Source organism: Pseudomonas sp. CC11G (assembly GCF_056174845.1).
The window spans coordinates 92,855-110,591 of the sequence record NZ_JBWBZC010000004.1 but is presented as its reverse complement, the minus strand read 5'-3'; the positions used below and the strand labels follow the sequence as shown (position 1 = coordinate 110,591).

Below are 17,737 nucleotides of genomic sequence, written 5' to 3'. Positions count from 1 at the left end.
CAGAGAGGAAAGGCACGTGAATGGAGATCAAGTAGCAACCCGCGCTGACCACGTGGTGCGCTATCGCGAAGTAGCCATCGGCAGCGCGGGCGTGGCGATTACCCGGGTGCAAGACGGTACGATTTACCTGCGCCCGCAGGAGCAACTGCGTCCGTTGCCGGCGCGTTTGCTCGACCGCCTGGTGCATTGGGCGCGGGTAACGCCGCACGCCGTTTTCGCCGCGCAGCGGGGCGCCGATGGCGCGTGGCAAACCCTCAGCTACGGCGACATGCTCGCTAGCGTCCGCGCCATTGGCCAGGCGCTATTGCGCTACGACTTGAGCGAACAACGGCCGCTGGTGATTCTGTCCGGCAACGACCTCGCGCACCTGCAACTGGCCTTCGCCGCGCAGTATGTCGGCGTGCCGTATTGCCCGGTGTCGCCGGCCTATTCGCTGCTCTCGCAAGACCTGGAAAAGCTGCGGCATATCTTCAGCTTGCTGCAACCCGGGCTGGTGTTCGCCGCCGATGCCGAACCCTTCCAACGCGCCATCGAAACGCTGGTGCCGAGCGAGGTGCCGCTGGTGTTTACCCGAGGCGAACTGCCCGGCCGCGAGAGCCTGAGTTTCGCCCAGTTGCTTGAGCCCACCGATGTGGCCGCCGCCGATCTCGCCTTCGAAGCCACCGGCCCGGACACCATCGCCAAGTTTCTGTTTACCTCCGGCTCCACCAAGTTGCCCAAAGCGGTGCCCACCACCCAGCGCATGCTGTGCGCCAATCAGCAGATGTTGCTGCAGACCTTCCCCGAGTTTGCCCTGGAGCCGCCAGTGCTGGTGGACTGGCTGCCGTGGAACCACACCTTTGGCGGCAGCCATAACGTCGGCATCGTGCTCTACAACGGCGGCAGCCTGTATATCGACAACGGCAAACCGACCGCGCAAGGCATGGCCGATACGCTGCGCAACCTCAAGGAAATTTCGCCCACGGCTTACCTCACCGTGCCCAAGGGCTGGGAGGAATTGGTGGCTGCGCTGGAGCAAGACGGCGAATTGCGCACGCGCTTTTTTGCCAAGGCCAAGCTGTTCTTTTTTGCCGCCGCCGGCCTGTCGCAAAGCATCTGGGACCGCCTCGACCGCGTGACCGAACAGCACTGCGGCGAGCGCATTCGCATGATGGCGGGTCTGGGCATGACCGAGGCATCGCCCTCGTGCACCTTTACCACCGGGCCGCTGTCGATGGCCGGTTATGTCGGCCTGCCGGCACCCGGCTGCGAAACCAAACTAGTGCCGGTGGACGGCAAGCTGGAAGCGCGGTTTCGCGGCCCGCACATCATGGCCGGCTACTGGGGCGCGCCGCAGCAAACCCTCGACGCCTTCGATGCCGAAGGCTTTTACCGCTCCGGCGATGCGCTGAAATTCGCCGACCCCGCGCAACCGGAGCTGGGCCTGATGTTCGATGGCCGGATTGCCGAAGACTTCAAGTTGTCGTCGGGCGTATTTGTCAGCGTCGGCCCGCTGCGCAACCGGGCAGTGCTGGATGGCACGCCGTATGTGCAAGACGTGGTGGTCGCCGGCCCGGATCGTGAATGCCTGGGCTTGCTGGTGTTTCCACGGCTGGCTGAGTGCCGTGCGCTTTGCGGTCTACCGGCAGCGGCCAGCGATGCCCAGGTGCTGGCCCATGAACGGGTACGCGCTTGGTTCGCCGGTTGGCTGCAGCGCCTCAATCGACAAGCCACTGGCAATGCCAATCGGCTCGAATGGATCAGTCTGTTGAGCGAGCCGCCGTCGATTGATCGCGGTGAAATCACCGACAAGGGCTCGATCAATCAGCGGGCCGTATTGCAGCACCGCGGCGCGTTGGTCGAGGCGCTGTATCGCGGCCGAGCACCGCAAATAATCCGCTACCAAGCGTGATCTTTCCCGCCGCTGGACCGCCATTTCGGCGGCCAGCGGCGCGGCACACAACAATAAAAATTCGAGGTTTATATGCCTACGTCATTCGCGCAGACCGACTCGTCGCTGCGCACCATCGCCTTGTGTTTTATCGTCGCCATGCTCGAAGGCCTGGACCTGCAAGCCGTCGGCGTGGCCGCGCCGGCCATGGCGCAAAGCTTTGCCCTGAGCCCGGCAGCGCTGGGCTGGGTATTTAGCGCAGGCCTCTTCGGCCTGCTGCCCGGCGCGGTATTCGGTGGATGGTTGGCCGACCGTTTGGGGCGCAAAAGCGTGCTGATTGCGGCGGTCGTTTTATTTGGATTGTTCTCCCTGCTTACGGCCCATAGCGCCTCGTATGAGCAGCTGCTGGCGGCGCGCTTGGTTACCGGCTTGGGCATGGGCGCGGCGCTGCCGATTCTGATTGCGTTGTCCTCGGAAGTGGCGAGCCCAGGCCTGCGCAATCTGGCAGTCAGCCTGACCTATTGCGGCGTGCCGTTGGGTGGTGCGGTTGCCGCGTTGCTTGGCATTTTTTCCGTGAGCGGCGATTGGCGCTTGGTGTTCTATGTAGGCGGTGTTGCGCCCTTGATAATCGCCGGGCTGCTGATGCTGTGGCTGCCGACGCCGGTGGCGCGACAAGGCCAGGCAATGCCCGTGGGCAGCATCACCCAGGAACTGCTTGGCCAGCGACGCGGCCTGTCGACCTTGCTGCTGTGGGGCGCCTGTTTCTGCACCCTGACCATTCTCTACATGCTGCTCAACTGGCTGCCGACCTTGCTGATTCAGCGCGGCCTGAGTCGTCTGGATACGGCGACCATTCAAGTGCTATTCAACATCGGCGGCGTAGCCGGTTCGTTGCTGGCCGGGCGGTTGATGGACCACGGTAAGGCGCTGCTGGCGGTGGTGTTGGCGTATGTCGGCATGCTCGCCGCCTTGCTGGCGCTCGGTACGGTTGAGCAAGCACAGGGCTTGTATTTCGCCGGGCTGGCGGCGGGTGCCTGCGCCGTTGGCGGGCAGCTGATTTTGTATGCGTTGGCGCCGCGCCTTTACCCCGCGCCGGTACGCGCAACGGGTGTGGGGGTTGCGGTGGCGGTGGGGCGGTTGGGGTCCATGAGCGGGCCGTTGGCGGCAGGGCAATTGCTAGCGGCGGGGGCGGGAGTGGGCGGTTTGCTGCTGGCGGCTTCGCCGTTGGTGGCGATTGCGGCGTGTGCGGCGGCGGTGCTGTTGAGGCGTGATAGCGAGTCTTGAAGGTCAAAAGCATCGAGGCTGAAGCCTCTCCTACAGTGGATCGTGTAACCCTGTGGGAGAGGCTTCAGCCTCGATCAGTCGATAAGCAATCGAACCACTCAATCCACCCGATAAAACTCGATGCACACGCTGTCGTCACTCGGGTAACTAACCTTGCCAATAAACAGGTGCTGCATCAGCCAGGCATAACGCGGGTTATTGGTGGTAAAGCGCGGCGCGCAGCGGCAGCGGTATTCCCGTTCGGGCACCGGCCACTGACTTTGTGCCAGCCGTTCGCCTTCTTCAGTCAGCGTAAGCAAGCCACGGTTACGCACGCCAATCACCGTGCCGTCGTCGCAGTGCAGGTGGTAGTGGGCGTCGAGCACGCCAGTGCCGTCGTCGCGTTCCAGGTAGAAATCAGCGCCGCCAGCCGGTACTTCCCCCGCCAGGCCGGGGCCGGCGAAACGACCACCCAGAATCGGGTAATCGATACGCAGGCCCTGGTCGGTGCGGCCACGGTCAATGCCGGGGCCGATTTTTACGGTCAGGTACATCGCCAGGTGCAGGGCCGGTTCAGGCATCGGAGCGAATCCGGTTCCACAGGCGCGTGAGCAAACGCTGTGCGGCCATCTTCGGCGGCTCGATCTGGAACAGCAGATGGCGATCAGCCTCGGGCACAAACAGGTTTTTCTCGGTCATCAACTCGGGGTTGATCAGCGGGGTGCTGGCCGGGTTGGGGTTGGGATAACCGATCTGATTGGTGATGCGCGCGATCACTTCCGGCTGCAGCAGGTAGTCGATAAAGGCATGGGCCTGTTTGATGTTTTTTGCGCTTTTGGGAATGACCATATCGTCAGACCATTGCAGCGTGCCCTGACGCGGCAGGGCCATGCGAATGTCGATGCCGTTGTTGGCCGCCAGGGCCATATTGCGCGCCGCCAGCATGCCGCCGGACCAACCCAGGGCCACGCAGATATCGCCGTTGGCGAGGTCTTGCGGATACTTGGCCGAGTTAAAATAACGCACGTACGGACGAATGGATTTGATCAAGGCTTCGGCCTTGGCAAAGTCTTCCGCTTTGTCGCTACTGGGGTTCAGGCCGAGGTAGTGCAGGGCGATGGGCACCACTTCGTCCGGGCTGTCGAGAATGGCTACGCCGCATTGGCTGAGCTTCTTGATGTTCTCGGGCTTGAAGAGCAAATCGTAGTCGCGCATATCGACGTCTTTGCCCAGCACGGCTTCCACCTTGGCCTTGTTGTAGCCAATCAGCGTGCTGCCCCACAGGTATGGCACGGCGTAGCGGTTGCCGGGGTCGAGCTGTTCGCGCTGGGCCATAAAGGCCGGGTCGAGCTGGTTGAAGTGCGGCAGGTGCTGGCGGTCCAGCGGTTGCAGTGCCTTGGCGCCGATCAGGTTGGGCACCTGGCTGCTGCTGGGAAAGGCCACGTCGTAACCGGCCGAACCGGTGAGCAGTTTGGCCTCCAGGGTTTGCGGGCTGTCGAAGACGTCGTACACGACATTGATGCCGGTCTGCGCCTTGAAGTCTTGCAGCACATCGTTGGGCAGGTACTCGATCCAGTTGTAAATGCGCAGCTCGCCGCCAATCTGTTCGGCATGGGCGGCCACGGTGGCGCCACTGATCATCAGCCCGAGCACACAGCGTTTGAATACGTGTTTCATGGCAACTCCTAAAGGCCGGCTCAGAGCGCCTGGGCCAGGGAACGGATCAGACGCAGGGTATCGACATCCAGCACGCTCTCGGCAATCGGTAGCGAGGACTGTTTGACGATGACCACCTGGTGGTTGAAATCGATATACAGAATCTGCCCATGGATGCCCACCGCCAGCAGTGCTTCGTTGGGGTACACATACCATTGGCTCTTGTAGGTGGCGCCGGGGCTCCACTGGGCGAAGTTTTCGTTGGCCGCATAAATGGCCGGGTCGCCGCCTTGCAGCACCGACTCGATGGCCGCCGCCGGAATCAGCTGCACGCCCTGCGCCTGACCCTTGGCCAAGAGCAGCGAACCGAAGCGCGCCATATCGCGCAGCGTGGCGTTAAAACCGGCACCGGCGACGTTGCGGCCCCAGGGGTCGGCAACAAAAAAGCCATCGCGCTCACAACCCAGGCCTTGCCACACCTCACGCAAGTGCTCGGCACAACTGCGCCCGCTGGCGCGTTCCATCACCCAGGCCAGGGCCTCGGTGGTGGCGGTGACGTAATGGAAGAAGCCGCCGTGCTCGCCTTTTTTGCGGGTGGCCGGCAGGTATTCGTACAGCGACTGGCTGGCGTGGATGCCGGGTGGCGGCACGGTAAGGCCGCAGGCATAACCGAATTGCGAGCTGCCGGAGAGCGGGTCGTCGTAGACCTCGTCGTAGTCGATGGCCACCGCCATATCGAGCAGCTGGCGCACGGTGGCATCACCAAAGGCGCTGCCGGTGAGCTCCGGAACGTAGTCGCTGGCCAGCGCGGCTTCACGCAATTGGCCGCTGCCGACCATGGCTTCGGCCAGTACGCCAATCAGCGATTTGGTGACGGAAAACATGATGTGGCGCTTGTGCGGCTGGTGGCCATTGAAATAGCTCTCCTGCATCACCGCGCCGTTCTTCATCACCAGCCAGCCATCGGTGCAGCTGGCCGCCAGGTGGTGTTGCAGGGTGATGGATTTTCCGGCGGCGCTTTCAAAGCTGAAATCGTTCAGGCGTTTGGCCGCGATGGCCAGGGGCGCGCTGGGCTTGGCGCCGCGCTCCACGCTGATACTCGGGCGAATGCGCCCCAGATTATGAAAAGCCCAGCGGTTGTGCGGCGGGCTCATAAAGTTATGCCAAGTAACCCGCTGCTCGGCAGGCGGCGGAAAGCCCTGCATCAACGGAGGGGAAGGCTCGGCACCGGCTTCATACGCGCCCAGCAGGGCCTGGGCGAACTCGCTGTTCATGGGGCATGTCTCGTCGTTGGCGATGACATGTTTTATTCATATAAAAAGTTATAGTCAACTAAAAGAATTGACTGAAGTCTAAATTTATCTAGAATCGGCAGCCTATCAAGGTGCCCTGGGAGGGCGTGGCGTGAGTGGTCTACGGCAACGGCAAAAGGAAGCGCGCAGGGAGGCGATTGTCACCGCTGCGCTGGGGCTTTTTGAGACTCAGGGTTTCGCCGCCACCACCGTGGAGCAGATCGCGGTGCAGGCCGGGGTGTCGACGCCCACGGTGTTCAACTACTTCGGCAACAAACAGGAGATTCTCCTGGCCCTCGTGGAGCATGCCGACAAGCAGGCCATCATCGACGCGCGCTCGCAGATTCCCGACTTCGATAATGCCGTGGACGCCATGTGCCACCTCGAATCGCTGATCGTGCGCCACGAACTCAAAGTGCTGCCGCCGGCCATCTGGCGCGAGCTGCTGCCGCTGAGCATGATCACCGCGCCGCCCGAGCAGGTGTCCAACCTCAACGCCGGCCTGGTGGGCGAAATCGCCAACCTGCTGCGCGAGTTACAAAGCCGGGAGATGCTCAGCACGACGGTGGACGTGGATTTTGTCGCCTACTTCCTCAACGACTACAGCTCCATGCTGTTTATGCGCCTGGTGCAAGCCGATGTGCCCGACTTCGACGGCCACGCCCAGCGCATCCGCCAACTGACCCAGACCCTGTTCGACGGGTTGAAACCCTGACCACCTCTGGCGGCTTGCGCTCCCCGTGCAAGCCGCCTGTAGAACGCCACGCGAGAGGCGTTTTTTTGCCGCCCAGCCTGCTGGCCATGATTTGTGAGCGTCGTGGTTGAGGGGTGTGGGCGGCTTTTTTTGTTGGGTGACGGGCGGAGCAAGGAAATGGAGACTGAAAACCCGGAAGTTTCCACTTCCCCCCTTTGTTCTTTTAACTTAGCTTAACTAGGTTTTTAAGATGTTGGTTTTCGGTAATTTCGCTATAGCCCTTATAATCAGAGGGCTCATGCTATTTTTTTTAAGATAACCTCAAAGCCCTTTCGAGATAATTAAAGATGGCTGAGTTTTTTCATCACCCGCTGCAGCTGCTGAATCCGTCTTTCGATTCGGGGCTGGCTGATGTGTTGATGGAGCTTGAGCAACTTCGTCGATTGCGTCTTGAAGGTGATACGCCGCCTTCGGTTTTCTTCCAGTTGAAATCGCTATTCCATGCCTTGGAAAGTCTCGGTTCTGCCCGCATCGAAGGAAACCACACGACATTGGCCGACTACATCGACAGCAAAGTTGCAGGCGGGGCCGAGGCCACGGACCAGCTGCGCGAAGTTGCCAATATCGAAAAAGCTATGGATTTCGTTGAGACCGTGATGGCCCCTGGCGAACCATTGACCGAGCGAACCATTCGCGAGCTACACAGCATTGCTGTGCAAGGGTTGGAGCGAGAGGGTGATCGAACGCCGGGCGCCTATCGGACTGCTGGGGTGCGCATCGCCCAATCTGAGCATCTGCCACCCGAAGCCGTGATGGTTCCCGGCTACATGGAGGAGCTGGTCGCCTTCGTAAATAAGAAGGACCCGCCCAAGTACGACTTGATGAAGGTCGCCCTGGCTCATCATCGATTCGGCTGGATCCACCCATTCAGCAATGGCAATGGTCGCGTTGTACGGCTGCTCACTTATGCGCTGTTGATCAAGTACGGTTTCAATGTCACCACGGGTGGTCGGGTACTCAACCCTACTGCAGTTTTTTGCAATGACCGCGAGCGTTACTACGCCATGTTGGCGACCGCCGACCAAGGCACCCATGTCGGGTTAGAGGCCTGGTGTACCTACGTCCTCGACGGCATTCGAGTGGAACTGGAGAAGGTAGACAGGCTGACGCACTACGACTACCTGACCAAACACATTCTCGGTCCGGCCGTAACCATGGCCCGGGAACGGGAGTGGATCACGGACGCCGAGCGGTTGGTGCTGGGGGCTGCTATCGAAGCCAAGGTGGTGAAGTCCGGCGATATCGCCGCCGTTTTACCAAAGCTAACTGCTGGGCAGCGCACGTATCAAATCCGCAAACTGGTGGACCAGGGCATGCTCTTGCCCATCGCTTCAGGAGCCCGCCAGTACACCATCGGCTTTTCCAACAACTTTCTGATTCGCGGCGTGATCAAAGCGCTCCGTGACCAGGGTTTCATTCCTGATCCGTTGGATAATCCGTAGGCGCTGGAGCGACCCCGGAATTGTTCCTAGGCTTACCCCATGCTTCGCCCACCAAGGCCACTGCATGACCCCCTTGCCCGACTCCAACTCTGAACAACCCTCCAACCTCGCGCTCCGTCGCCAGGAACACACACGTCGCCGCCTATGGCGCCAACGTGCGCGTGAGTGGCGTCAGCGCCTAGCGTTCTGGCTGGGCGCGCTCTTGGTGGGATTGGCCGCGTTGGCGTTTGCCTGGCTGGCGGACAAAGCCTTTGCCCTCTTTCAGCACATGACCAGCATCGCGCCCTGGGCGCCGTTGCTGGTGACGCCAGCGGGGTTTGCCTTGCTGGCCTGGCTGACTCAGCGCTGGTTCAGCGAAGCCAAGGGCAGCGGCATTCCCCAGGTGATTGCCGCGCTCGAGCACCCGGTGCACAGCTTTCGCCAACGGGTGCTGGCGCTGCCGATTGCCGGGGTGAAGATGCTGTTTACCGTGGTGGCGTTATTGGTCGGCGGCTCGGTAGGACGTGAAGGGCCGACGGTACATATTGGCGCGGCGGTGATGTATGCCTTCGGCCGGCGTCTGGGTCTGCACGGCCGGCGCACGGTCGCGGGCTTGATCCTGGCCGGCGGCGCGGCCGGTATTGCCGCCGCCTTCAATACACCACTGGCAGGCGTGGTGTTCGCCATCGAAGAGTTGAGCCACACCTTTGAGCAGCGCTTCAACGGTCTGGTGCTGACTGCCGTACTGATTGGCGGCATTGTCACCCTGGGGTTGTTGGGTCCGTATACCTACTTTGGCGAGCTGGGCAGCCACTTGGCGTGGGGCTGGGGATGGAGCGAAGTGCCGGCCTGCGCGCTCGTTACCGGCATTCTTGGCGGCCTGTATGTGCGCCTGATATTGCCCACCGACAAAGGCCTGCTGGGCCGCCTGTGCGCGGTGCGCAATCGCTTTCCCGTGCGGTTTGCCGCTGTGTGCGGCGTGGTGTTGGCGGTGGTGGGGTTGTTGTCTGGCGGGCATGTATTTGGCACCGGCTATGAAGAAACCCGAGCCATTCTCGATGGCCAGCCAGTAACCGGCAGCGACTTTGTATTCTGGAAATTCGTTGCCAATATCGCCTCGTACCTGGCCGGCATTCCAGGCGGCTTGTTCTCTCCATCGCTAGCCGTGGGCGCCGGCATCTCGCCGTGGCTGAGCTGGCTCCCCAACTTCAACCCGCAAACCTGTGCGCTGCTGGGCATGGGCGGCTACCTGGCCGGCGTCACCCGCGCGCCTCTGACTGCGACGGTGATTACGCTAGAGCTGTCCCACAGCCCGGACCTGGCGATTCCGCTGCTGGCGACCACGCTGCTGAGCAGCGCCATTTCCGGGTGGATTTCGCCGGTGTCGCTGTATCACGCATTGGCGAAGCAGGTGCTGGATAAGGTTGGGCCGCGGGGGTAGGGCGAATATCGGCGCAGGCGATATTCGCCGGTACGCTGATCCTTGCACCCACAAAAAAAGCCCCAGGCTTCCACCTGGGGCTTTCTCATTTAGTTGGTGCACCAGGCGGGATTCGAACCCACGACCCCTGCCTTCGGAGGGCAGTACTCTATCCAGCTGAGCTACTGGTGCAGCGCGGCGCCATGATACGCATGTCGCTCGCAGGCGTCCATGGCGGGCGTTTTGTTCGCTTTATCAAACGAAAGTAGTAGTACCTGCTCACGATTGATCAAAAAACCACCAGCTTTTAAGGTTTTTCGTACATTTTTTCGAACATCCTATTGCCCTTTAGCGGTGACGACCCTAGGATTCGTTTGAGATTTCAAACGCCCTCGACGCTCACAGCCACAGACCGAACCCTGCGATCCGTTGCTGTTCCAAAAGCCCGTCATCAGCGCTCAATCCGTTCCACGTGTCATCCACTATTCTTCGCTGCCGCCCTGAACCGCTGCGGCGGCTTACAACAATTTTGCCTGGCGCCAAGGCGGCGGGCTAAAGGAGACGGCTATGCAACTCAAAGACGCTCAATTGTTTCGCCAGCAAGCCTTTATCGACGGCGCGTGGGTAGACGCAGACAGCGGCCAGACCATCAAGGTCAACAACCCGGCCACCAACGAGATTCTCGGCACCGTGCCGAAAATGGGCGGCGCTGAAACCAAACGTGCCATCGAAGCCGCTGATAAAGCCCTGCCGGGCTGGCGTTCGCTGACGGCCAAAGAGCGCGCGAACAAGCTGCGTCGCTGGTTTGAGTTGATGATTGAAAACCAAGACGACCTCGGTCGCCTGATGACCCTCGAGCAGGGCAAGCCATTGGCCGAAGCCAAAGGCGAAATCGCATACGCCGCCTCCTTCCTGGAGTGGTTCGCTGAAGAAGCCAAGCGCGTGTATGGCGACGTGATTCCGGGCCACCAGCCGGACAAACGCCTGCTGGTGCTCAAGCAGCCCATCGGTGTTACCGCTGCCATCACCCCGTGGAACTTCCCGGCCGCGATGATCACCCGTAAAGCCGGCCCAGCTCTGGCCGCCGGTTGCACCATGGTGCTCAAGCCTGCCAGCCAAACGCCGTACTCCGCTTTGGCCCTCGCCGTACTGGCCGAGCGCGCCGGCATTCCGAAAGGCGTGTTCAGCGTGGTAACCGGTAGCGCCGGCGACATCGGCAGCGAGCTGACCAGCAACCCAATCGTGCGCAAACTGTCGTTCACCGGCTCGACCGAAATCGGTCGTCAGCTGATGGCTGAATGCGCCCACGACATCAAGAAAGTGTCGCTGGAACTGGGCGGCAACGCGCCGTTTATCGTGTTCGACGATGCTGATCTGGACGCCGCCGTAGAAGGCGCGCTGATCTCCAAATACCGCAACAACGGCCAGACCTGCGTCTGCGCCAACCGTCTGTACATTCAAGACAGCGTGTACGACGCGTTTGTGGAAAAACTGAAAGTGGCCGTGGCCAAGCTCAAAATCGGCAACGGTCTTGAAGACGGCACCACCACCGGCCCGCTGATCGACAACAAGGCTGTGGCCAAAGTTGAAGAGCACATCGCCGACGCCCTGAGCAAAGGCGCCAAAATCGTCTTCGGCGGCAAGGCCCACAGCCTGGGTGGCAGCTTCTTCGAACCGACCATTCTGGTCGACGTTCCGAAAAACGCCGCCGTGGCCAAAGAAGAAACCTTCGGCCCGCTGGCGCCGCTGTTCCGCTTTAAAGACGAAGCCGATGTTATCGCCCAGGCGAACGACACCGAGTTCGGTCTGGCTTCGTACTTCTACGCCCGCGACCTGGGCCGTGTGTTCCGTGTCGCCGAAGCGCTGGAATACGGCATGGTGGGTATCAACACCGGTCTGATCTCCAACGAAGTCGCGCCGTTTGGTGGTATCAAGGCCTCCGGTCTTGGCCGTGAAGGTTCCAAATACGGCATCGAAGACTACCTAGAAATCAAATATCTCTGCTTGGGCGTGTAGGAGCTACTGCGCTTCGGTCATGCTGCGTTGGCGGGGTCGTAAAAAATGCTCATTGGCTACAGCCAACTCCGCTTTTTTCCGACCCCGCCGCCTTGCCTGACCTTCGCTCGCTACGCTCTACAAGAAATATGTTTTGTAGTACCCCGGGGTGGAACCAACGAGCCGGCCCACCCGGGCATGCAGCACCGTAATAAAGAACCTGAGCAACCGGCAGGGCGTGGCAGTCGATCATCGAATGCTGCACGCGCCTTTCCCCGGTTGCGTTCATCCTTGAGCTGCGCCGCCCGATGAGCGGCGAATGAGGACTGCACCATGAGCAAGACTAACGAATCCCTGATGCAACGCCGCATGGCCGCCGTACCGCGCGGTGTGGGCCAGATTCACCCGATTTTCGCCGAGCGCGCCGAGAACGCCACCGTGTGGGACGTCGAAGGCCGTGAGTTCATCGACTTTGCCGGCGGTATCGCCGTGCTCAACACCGGTCACCTGCACCCGAAAGTGGTTGCCGCGGTGCAAGAGCAACTGACCAAGCTGTCGCACACTTGCTTCCAGGTGCTGGCCTATGAACCCTATGTCGAGCTGTGCGAAGAAATCGCCAAGCGCGTACCGGGCGACTTCGCCAAGAAAACCCTGCTGGTGACTTCCGGTTCCGAAGCCGTCGAAAACGCCGTGAAAATCGCCCGTGCTGCTACTGGCCGCGTCGGCGTGATTGCTTTCACCGGCGCGTACCACGGCCGCACCATGATGACCCTGAGCCTCACCGGTAAAGTGGTGCCGTACTCCGCTGGCATGGGCCTGATGCCTGCCGGTGTGTACCGCGCCCAGTCGCCGTGTGAGCTGCACGGTGTGAGCGAAGACGAGTCCATCGCCAGCATCGAGCGCATCTTCAAGAACGACGCACAGCCGTCGGACATCGCCGCCATCATCATCGAGCCGGTGCAGGGCGAAGGTGGTTTCTACACCAACTCCAAAGCCTTTATGCAGCGTCTGCGCGCCCTGTGCGACCAGCACGGAATTCTGTTGATCGCCGACGAAGTGCAAACCGGCGCTGGCCGTACCGGCACTTTCTTCGCCACCGAGCAGTTGGGCGTGATCCCGGACCTGACCACTTTCGCCAAATCGGTTGGCGGCGGTTTCCCGATTTCCGGCGTCAGCGGTAAAGCCGAAATCATGGACGCCATCGCTCCGGGCGGCCTGGGCGGCACCTACGCCGGTAGCCCGATCGCCTGCGCCGCGGCCCTGGCCGTGTTGAAAGTGTTCGACGAAGAAAAACTGCTGGAACGCTCGCAAGCCTTGGGCGAACGCCTGAAGGCTGGCCTGCGCGACATTCAAGCCAAGCACAAGGTGATTGGTGACGTGCGTGGCCTGGGCTCGATGATCGCCATCGAGCTGTTCGAAGGCGGCGACACCCACAAGCCGGCGGCTGAGCTGGTTAGCAAGATCGTCGTTCGCGCCCGCGAAAAAGGCCTGATCCTGCTGTCGTGCGGCACCTACTACAACGTCATCCGCTTCCTGATGCCGGTTACCATTCCTGAGGCGCAACTAGACAAAGGCCTGGCCATTGTCGCTGAGTGCTTCGACGAACTCGCCTAGGGCTCACCAGCTCGGCAAGTTTGAGACCCGCTTCGGCGGGTCTTTTTTTGCCTCGGCAATCCCACCAATGGCGTGTTGGCTTGCCGGCCAGAGGTTGGCTAAGGTTGTTGTCAGACGGAGGAGCTTAATGAGCCAGGATTCCAAAGCCGCGCCGCGCATTCTGATCGCGGCGCAAGACCCATGGACTCGGGAGTTGCTGGGGCAACTGCTGGGTAATGTCCGTTGCGACGCGCAGGTGCTGCAGTTCGCCGATGGCAGCAGCGCGCTGGACGCGTGTAAAAAACGCCTGCCGGATTTGATCATTGCCGAGTGGGCGCTTCCGGGCCTCAACGGCCTGGATTTCCTCGCCGACGTTCGTCGCCTGCAGCGCAAACCGCCGCTGCCCTTCATTCTGATGACCGACCGCACCGACAGCGCCAGCGTGCGCGAAGTGCTGCCGTTGGCGCCCACCATGTACCTGGTGCATCCGTTCAATATGGACAAGCTGCAACAGCGCTTGCGCGACCTGTTGCTGGCGCCGGGGCAGGAGGTGTTTTGCGAACTGCCCAGCCTTGCCGAGGGGCAGAGCCTCGACGCGTTTCTGGAAGGGCTGCGCAACGAGTCTGAAGGCGCGCCATTGCTGGACGAGGTCAAAGACGCCCTGAGCATGGTGCTCAATGCGGCGGAGCTGGACCTTGGCAAGCTCGAACAGAAATTTGGCCGCGACCCGCAAATTACCGCGCGCCTGATCGCCGCCGCCAACAGCGCTGCCCAGCACATGGGGCGCCCTTGCCAGACCCTGGGGCAGGCGCTGCCTCGTTTGGGTGTCGCGCACAGCGTCAACCTGGTGATGGGCATGGCCTTGCAGCGCGGCACCAGTCTCACCGATTCGCGGCTGGCGGCGCAGGGCGAGCATTTCTGGGGCTTGTCACAACGCACCGCGGACTACGCGCGGTTACTGGCCAGCGAACAGGGCATCGACGCCGAACGCTGCTACTGCGCCGGCCTGCTGCACAGCATCGGCGACCTGGCGCTGCTGCGCTGCCTGCAAAACTGGCTGCACGCCGGCGGCACGCTGGAGGACGACGCCATCGTCAAAGCCCTGCGCAAATTCGGCGCCGGCTTTGGCTCGGCATTGCGCACCCGTTGGCGGTTGCCGTTGGAGCTGCGCGAGTTGATCGCCGCCACGTATCAGCTCACCGGCGTGTATGGCCGTGAATCGATGGTGCTCAACCTGGCGGCGCAAATGGCCCGCTGGCCGGACGATGAACCGCTGAAAGCGCTGGCCGCCAGCAAGGCGGCGCAGCAGTTGAATGTTAACGAGCACAAGCTGCAAAGCATGCTGCCGGCGCGGGTGGTGAAGGAATTACCGCAGGAGCAGGAGGCGCACGCCTCCACGCCATAAGGTCAAAATCATCGAGGCTGAAGCCGCTCCCACAAAGTACTGCGTTGCTTCGTGGGAGAGGCTTCAGCCTCGATCTCCTGCAAACCTCGATCAGCATCAACCCAACGGATTCAACTGCCGATCAAATTCCGCCATCTTCGGAAAGCGCAGCGGCTCCACGTCCTCCACTTGCACCAACTGCTCGCGGTAATCGGCGAGCATGGCGGTGCGTGCCTCGTTGTCGATATAGGGCACGTGATACGCCGCAAATGGCGGTAGCACGCTAAGCCCGGCATAGGCCAATGTGCCGCGCTGCACGTGACGCAGCATCAGATTCAGCTCCCCGTGAATCGCCGCCTCATCGGCAAACATGTGCGGCTGCGCGCCGAGGGTGAAACTGAGCATGGCTTTCTTGCCGGCCAGCCCGCCTTTGTCATAGAAGCGCAGGCCGCCGTAGCACACGCCGGACACCAGCACGCGGTCGATCCAGCCTTTGAGAATGGCCGGCACCGAGCACCAGAAAATCGGGAAGTTGAAGATCACCAGGTCGGCCGCCAGCAGTTTTTCCAGCTCGGTGCTGATGTCGGCGGCCAGCGCGCCTTGGCCATGGGCGTGGCGTTGTTCCAGGGCGTACACCAGGTAGTCCGGGTTGCTGCGAACGCCAAAGTCCGCGGCGCTGGCGATCGGGTTCCAGTTCATGGCGTAAAGGTCGGACACCTGCACGTTATGGCCGGCGGCCTCGAAGGTGGTGACGGCCAGGTCTTTCATGGCGGTGCAGAACGACTGCGGTTCGGGGTGCGCGTGGACGATAAAAACGTTCATGGATAAGCCTTGTAACGGAGACGAAAAAACGGCGCCGAAGCGCCGCTGGAGGTCAGGGCAAAAACCGATCAGGCCGTTTGCGTTTGCTGTGGCGCCGCTTTCTTTTCTTCGGTGCGGGTCCAACGGTTGGCACGAGCAAAGGTGCCGAAGTCGTTGAACCGCACGCCGGCTTCACGCATCACCTTGTGGGCAAATGGCACGGTGAGCTGACGGATATAAAAGGGCTCTTTGACCACGAAATGGTGGATCGCATGGCTGCTGCCGAAGTTGAAGCAGAACGCCTGCAGCGGCCACAGCCACACCGGGTTGAGCACCTGGCATTGCTGGATCACGTTACCCGGCTCGATGTCGCCGTAGTAGTGCATGTTGGAGCTGACGAAGTGCAGGCTAAAGGTGCGCAGCACGTTGGGGCCGACCAGCACCACCACGGCAATGTTCACCACATGCATCACGTCCAGGGTGGTAGCCGACCATTCAATCGGCGAGCCCAGCAAGGTGGCGACGAAGGTGCTGATATGAAAGCCGAGGAACACATACCAGGTGCCCCAGTTCATCAGGCCCAGTGGCGAGTAAACCTTCAGGGTGCGGGTGACGATCATCCACTTGTGGCTCCAGGTCTTGGCGCGCAGAAAGCGGATAAACGAGGACATCATGTTGTCGCCCACCATCAGCAAGCGCGCGATGCCCCACGGCTCGCCGTTGGTGATGGCGCGTTCTTCCATATCGGTTTCGGTGCCAGACACCTTGTGGTGATTGAGGTGCAGGTGGCGACGTACCCACGGGTTGATGGTGCTCGGGCGGGCCAGCCACACCAGCGCCATCATCAGGTTGTGCGGCACGCGTTTTTTGCGGAAGTACATCGAGTGGATCAGGTCATGTTCCAGCTCGTGGGTGAGCGAGGCAAAGAACGCGTTAAGCAGCAGGCACGCCCACCAGGCCATATAGCCTTCGATGTACAACGCGGCGCTGCCGATCATGCCGAGCAGGGCGAAGGCGAGGATGCCGGCGCCGAGGGCGTCCTGGTGCTTGAGAATCGGGAAACGCTGGCGCAGTTCGACGCCGTGCGCCATCACCACTTCGCGAATATGCGCTGCGCGTTGTTGCGCATTCTGGCTCACGGGGCTTGCAGGAGAGTGGGACATGCTTACATCCTCTATTTAACGTGAGGCTACTGTGCCGGGCCGGGCGCTCGTCGGCCTGACCTCGAACGCCAACCTGTTGACCGGATGCGCCAATCTGCATGACTGCTGAACCCACTTCCCTCGCCAGCTGGACCCGTGCCCTGCGCAAGCAGCTCGACGCACTGGGCCTGGACAGCGCGCAGCTATGCCAGCAAGCCGGCCTCGACCCGGCGCTGATGGAACACCCCAATGCGCGCTATCCGCTGTCGGCGACCACCCGTTTGTGGCACCTGGCGGTGGAGGCCAGCGGCGACCCGGCGTTGGGCCTGAAAACCTCGCAGTACGTCAGCCCCACCAGCTTTCATGCGCTGGGTTATGCGCTGGTGGCCAGCAGCAGCCTGCGTGAGGTGTTCGAGCGCATCGTGCGCTATCACCAGGTGGTCAGCGACGCCCTGAGTCTGGAACTGAAAACCCTGCCGGACCGCTACGAGTTTTACCTGAAGGTGCCGGTGGGCAGCCCGGCGCCGGCGCTGGAAGCGGTGGATGCATTTATCGCCATTTACGTGCGCACCTGCCGCAATCGGCTGGGTCGCGACTTCGCGCCGCTGGCGGTTTTTTTACGGCGCCCCGCACCAGCCGACCCCAGCCCATGGCATGACGCCTTGCGTGCGCCGGTGCATTTCGGCGCCGCGCAAGACCTGCTGCAATTCCCCCGCGAGGCGTTCGACAGCACGCTCGAAGACGGCAATCAGGAACTGGCCGAGCACAACGAAACCGTGCTCAAGCGCACCCTCGAACAACTGCACCCGCTCACCTGGCGCCGCCGCGTGTGCACCTGCCTGGAAAGCCAGCTGCCCAATGGCGAACCCTCGGCCGAACGAATCGCCAGCAGCCTGCACCTGAGCCTGCGCAGCTTGCAGCGCCACCTGGCGGACGAAGGCTGCAGCTACGAAAACCTGCTCAGCGAAACCCGCCAGAACCTGGCCCTGCAACATATGCGCGACCCGCACTGCTCCATCAGCGAAATCGCCTACCTGCTGGGCTTTGCCGACAGCAGCAGCTTTAGCCGCGCGTTCAAACGCTGGACCGGAGTAGCGCCCAGCCAATACCGCGACAGTGTGCTGACCAAGGGATAGGTGACTTAGG

General features: G+C 61.6%; 14 protein-coding genes and 1 tRNA gene. 9 read left to right on the top strand and 6 right to left on the bottom strand.

From position 1 onward, the window contains the following. Positions 1-16 precede the first annotated feature (16 nt). Complete coding sequence (locus AC0V2S_RS06795; RefSeq protein WP_475509081.1) at positions 17-1,891, top strand: feruloyl-CoA synthase; 1,875 nt, start codon at positions 17-19, stop codon at positions 1,889-1,891. Between the two features lie 72 nt (positions 1,892-1,963). Beyond that, positions 1,964-3,154 (top strand): 3-(3-hydroxy-phenyl)propionate transporter MhpT, encoded by a 1,191-nt coding sequence (mhpT, locus tag AC0V2S_RS06790; RefSeq protein WP_475509080.1) that lies wholly within the window; start codon positions 1,964-1,966, stop codon positions 3,152-3,154. 98 nt (positions 3,155-3,252) lie between these two features. On the opposite strand, the gene AC0V2S_RS06785 is transcribed toward mhpT, so the two are convergent. Genes AC0V2S_RS06785 through AC0V2S_RS06775 form a run of 3 tightly spaced genes read right to left on the bottom strand, consistent with a single transcriptional unit; the run spans position 3,253 to position 6,063 of the window. Continuing rightward, a complete protein-coding gene (locus AC0V2S_RS06785; RefSeq protein ID WP_475509079.1) occupies positions 3,253-3,714 on the bottom strand; it encodes a DUF3237 domain-containing protein in 462 nt (153 codons plus the stop codon). Beyond that, a complete protein-coding gene (locus AC0V2S_RS06780; RefSeq protein ID WP_475509078.1) occupies positions 3,707-4,810 on the bottom strand; it encodes a polyamine ABC transporter substrate-binding protein in 1,104 nt (367 codons plus the stop codon). The genes AC0V2S_RS06785 and AC0V2S_RS06780 overlap by 8 nt, the downstream gene beginning before the upstream one ends. Before the next feature lie 20 nt (positions 4,811-4,830). Next, the gene (locus AC0V2S_RS06775) at positions 4,831-6,063 is read right to left on the bottom strand and encodes a serine hydrolase domain-containing protein (RefSeq protein ID WP_475509077.1); all 1,233 of its coding nucleotides are present in this window, start codon (positions 6,061-6,063) and stop codon (positions 4,831-4,833) included. Between the two features lie 130 nt (positions 6,064-6,193). Here AC0V2S_RS06775 and AC0V2S_RS06770 point away from each other — a divergent pair, with 130 nt between their 5' ends. The 3 genes from AC0V2S_RS06770 (at position 6,194) to AC0V2S_RS06760 (ending at position 9,697) form a co-directional block, all read left to right on the top strand. Next, the gene (locus tag AC0V2S_RS06770) at positions 6,194-6,796 is read left to right on the top strand and encodes a TetR/AcrR family transcriptional regulator (protein WP_475509076.1); all 603 of its coding nucleotides are present in this window, start codon (positions 6,194-6,196) and stop codon (positions 6,794-6,796) included. A gap of 326 nt (positions 6,797-7,122) precedes the next feature. Next, a complete protein-coding gene (locus AC0V2S_RS06765; RefSeq protein ID WP_475509075.1) occupies positions 7,123-8,277 on the top strand; it encodes a Fic family protein in 1,155 nt (384 codons plus the stop codon). Positions 8,278-8,341: 64 nt separating this feature from the next. Beyond that, positions 8,342-9,697, top strand: coding sequence for a chloride channel protein (locus AC0V2S_RS06760; protein WP_475509074.1), 1,356 nt, complete (start codon positions 8,342-8,344; stop codon positions 9,695-9,697). A gap of 94 nt (positions 9,698-9,791) precedes the next feature. Here the strand turns inward: AC0V2S_RS06760 and AC0V2S_RS06755 are convergent. Then, positions 9,792-9,868: transfer RNA gene (locus tag AC0V2S_RS06755), tRNA-Arg, on the bottom strand. Between the two features lie 375 nt (positions 9,869-10,243). On the opposite strand from AC0V2S_RS06755, the gene gabD reads away from it, so the two are divergent. The 3 genes from gabD to AC0V2S_RS06740 all read left to right on the top strand — a co-directional run bounded on the left by gabD (position 10,244) and on the right by AC0V2S_RS06740 (position 14,669). Further along, on the top strand, positions 10,244-11,692 hold the full coding sequence (gene gabD, locus AC0V2S_RS06750; RefSeq protein ID WP_475509073.1) for an NADP-dependent succinate-semialdehyde dehydrogenase: 1,449 nt from the start codon (positions 10,244-10,246) through the stop codon (positions 11,690-11,692). Between the two features lie 312 nt (positions 11,693-12,004). Then, positions 12,005-13,285, top strand: coding sequence for a 4-aminobutyrate--2-oxoglutarate transaminase (gene gabT, locus AC0V2S_RS06745; protein ID WP_475509072.1), 1,281 nt, complete (start codon positions 12,005-12,007; stop codon positions 13,283-13,285). Between the two features lie 127 nt (positions 13,286-13,412). After that, entirely contained in the window at positions 13,413-14,669 is a 1,257-nt protein-coding gene (locus AC0V2S_RS06740) for an HDOD domain-containing protein (RefSeq protein WP_475509071.1), read from the top strand. Positions 14,670-14,765: 96 nt separating this feature from the next. On the opposite strand, the gene AC0V2S_RS06735 is transcribed toward AC0V2S_RS06740, so the two are convergent. Further along, positions 14,766-15,470: an NAD(P)H-dependent oxidoreductase gene (locus AC0V2S_RS06735; protein WP_475509070.1), complete on the bottom strand. Its 705-nt coding sequence runs from the start codon at positions 15,468-15,470 to the stop codon at positions 14,766-14,768. A 68-nt stretch (positions 15,471-15,538) separates the two neighbouring features. After that, positions 15,539-16,612, bottom strand: a complete 1,074-nt coding sequence (locus tag AC0V2S_RS06730; RefSeq protein ID WP_475509069.1) for a fatty acid desaturase — start codon at positions 16,610-16,612, stop codon at positions 15,539-15,541. A 98-nt stretch (positions 16,613-16,710) separates the two neighbouring features. On the opposite strand from AC0V2S_RS06730, the gene AC0V2S_RS06725 reads away from it, so the two are divergent. After that, complete coding sequence (locus AC0V2S_RS06725) at positions 16,711-17,727, top strand: AraC family transcriptional regulator (RefSeq protein ID WP_475509068.1); 1,017 nt, start codon at positions 16,711-16,713, stop codon at positions 17,725-17,727. Positions 17,728-17,737: the final 10 nt, after the last annotated feature.

What these genes read in the sequence shown, in the direction of transcription:
- mhpT (WP_475509080.1), top strand. Translation starts at nt 1,964, where the DNA reads ATGCCTACGTCATTCGCGCAGACCGACTCGTCGCTGCGCACCATCGCC.
- AC0V2S_RS06785 (WP_475509079.1), bottom strand. Translation starts at nt 3,714, where the DNA reads ATGCCTGAACCGGCCCTGCACCTGGCGATGTACCTGACCGTAAAAATC.
- AC0V2S_RS06780 (WP_475509078.1), bottom strand. Translation starts at nt 4,810, where the DNA reads ATGAAACACGTATTCAAACGCTGTGTGCTCGGGCTGATGATCAGTGGC.
- AC0V2S_RS06775 (WP_475509077.1), bottom strand. Translation starts at nt 6,063, where the DNA reads ATGAACAGCGAGTTCGCCCAGGCCCTGCTGGGCGCGTATGAAGCCGGT.
- AC0V2S_RS06765 (WP_475509075.1), top strand. Translation starts at nt 7,123, where the DNA reads ATGGCTGAGTTTTTTCATCACCCGCTGCAGCTGCTGAATCCGTCTTTC.
- AC0V2S_RS06760 (WP_475509074.1), top strand. Translation starts at nt 8,342, where the DNA reads ATGACCCCCTTGCCCGACTCCAACTCTGAACAACCCTCCAACCTCGCG.
- gabD (WP_475509073.1), top strand. Translation starts at nt 10,244, where the DNA reads ATGCAACTCAAAGACGCTCAATTGTTTCGCCAGCAAGCCTTTATCGAC.
- gabT (WP_475509072.1), top strand. Translation starts at nt 12,005, where the DNA reads ATGAGCAAGACTAACGAATCCCTGATGCAACGCCGCATGGCCGCCGTA.
- AC0V2S_RS06740 (WP_475509071.1), top strand. Translation starts at nt 13,413, where the DNA reads ATGAGCCAGGATTCCAAAGCCGCGCCGCGCATTCTGATCGCGGCGCAA.
- AC0V2S_RS06735 (WP_475509070.1), bottom strand. Translation starts at nt 15,470, where the DNA reads ATGAACGTTTTTATCGTCCACGCGCACCCCGAACCGCAGTCGTTCTGC.
- AC0V2S_RS06730 (WP_475509069.1), bottom strand. Translation starts at nt 16,612, where the DNA reads ATGTCCCACTCTCCTGCAAGCCCCGTGAGCCAGAATGCGCAACAACGC.
- AC0V2S_RS06725 (WP_475509068.1), top strand. Translation starts at nt 16,711, where the DNA reads ATGACTGCTGAACCCACTTCCCTCGCCAGCTGGACCCGTGCCCTGCGC.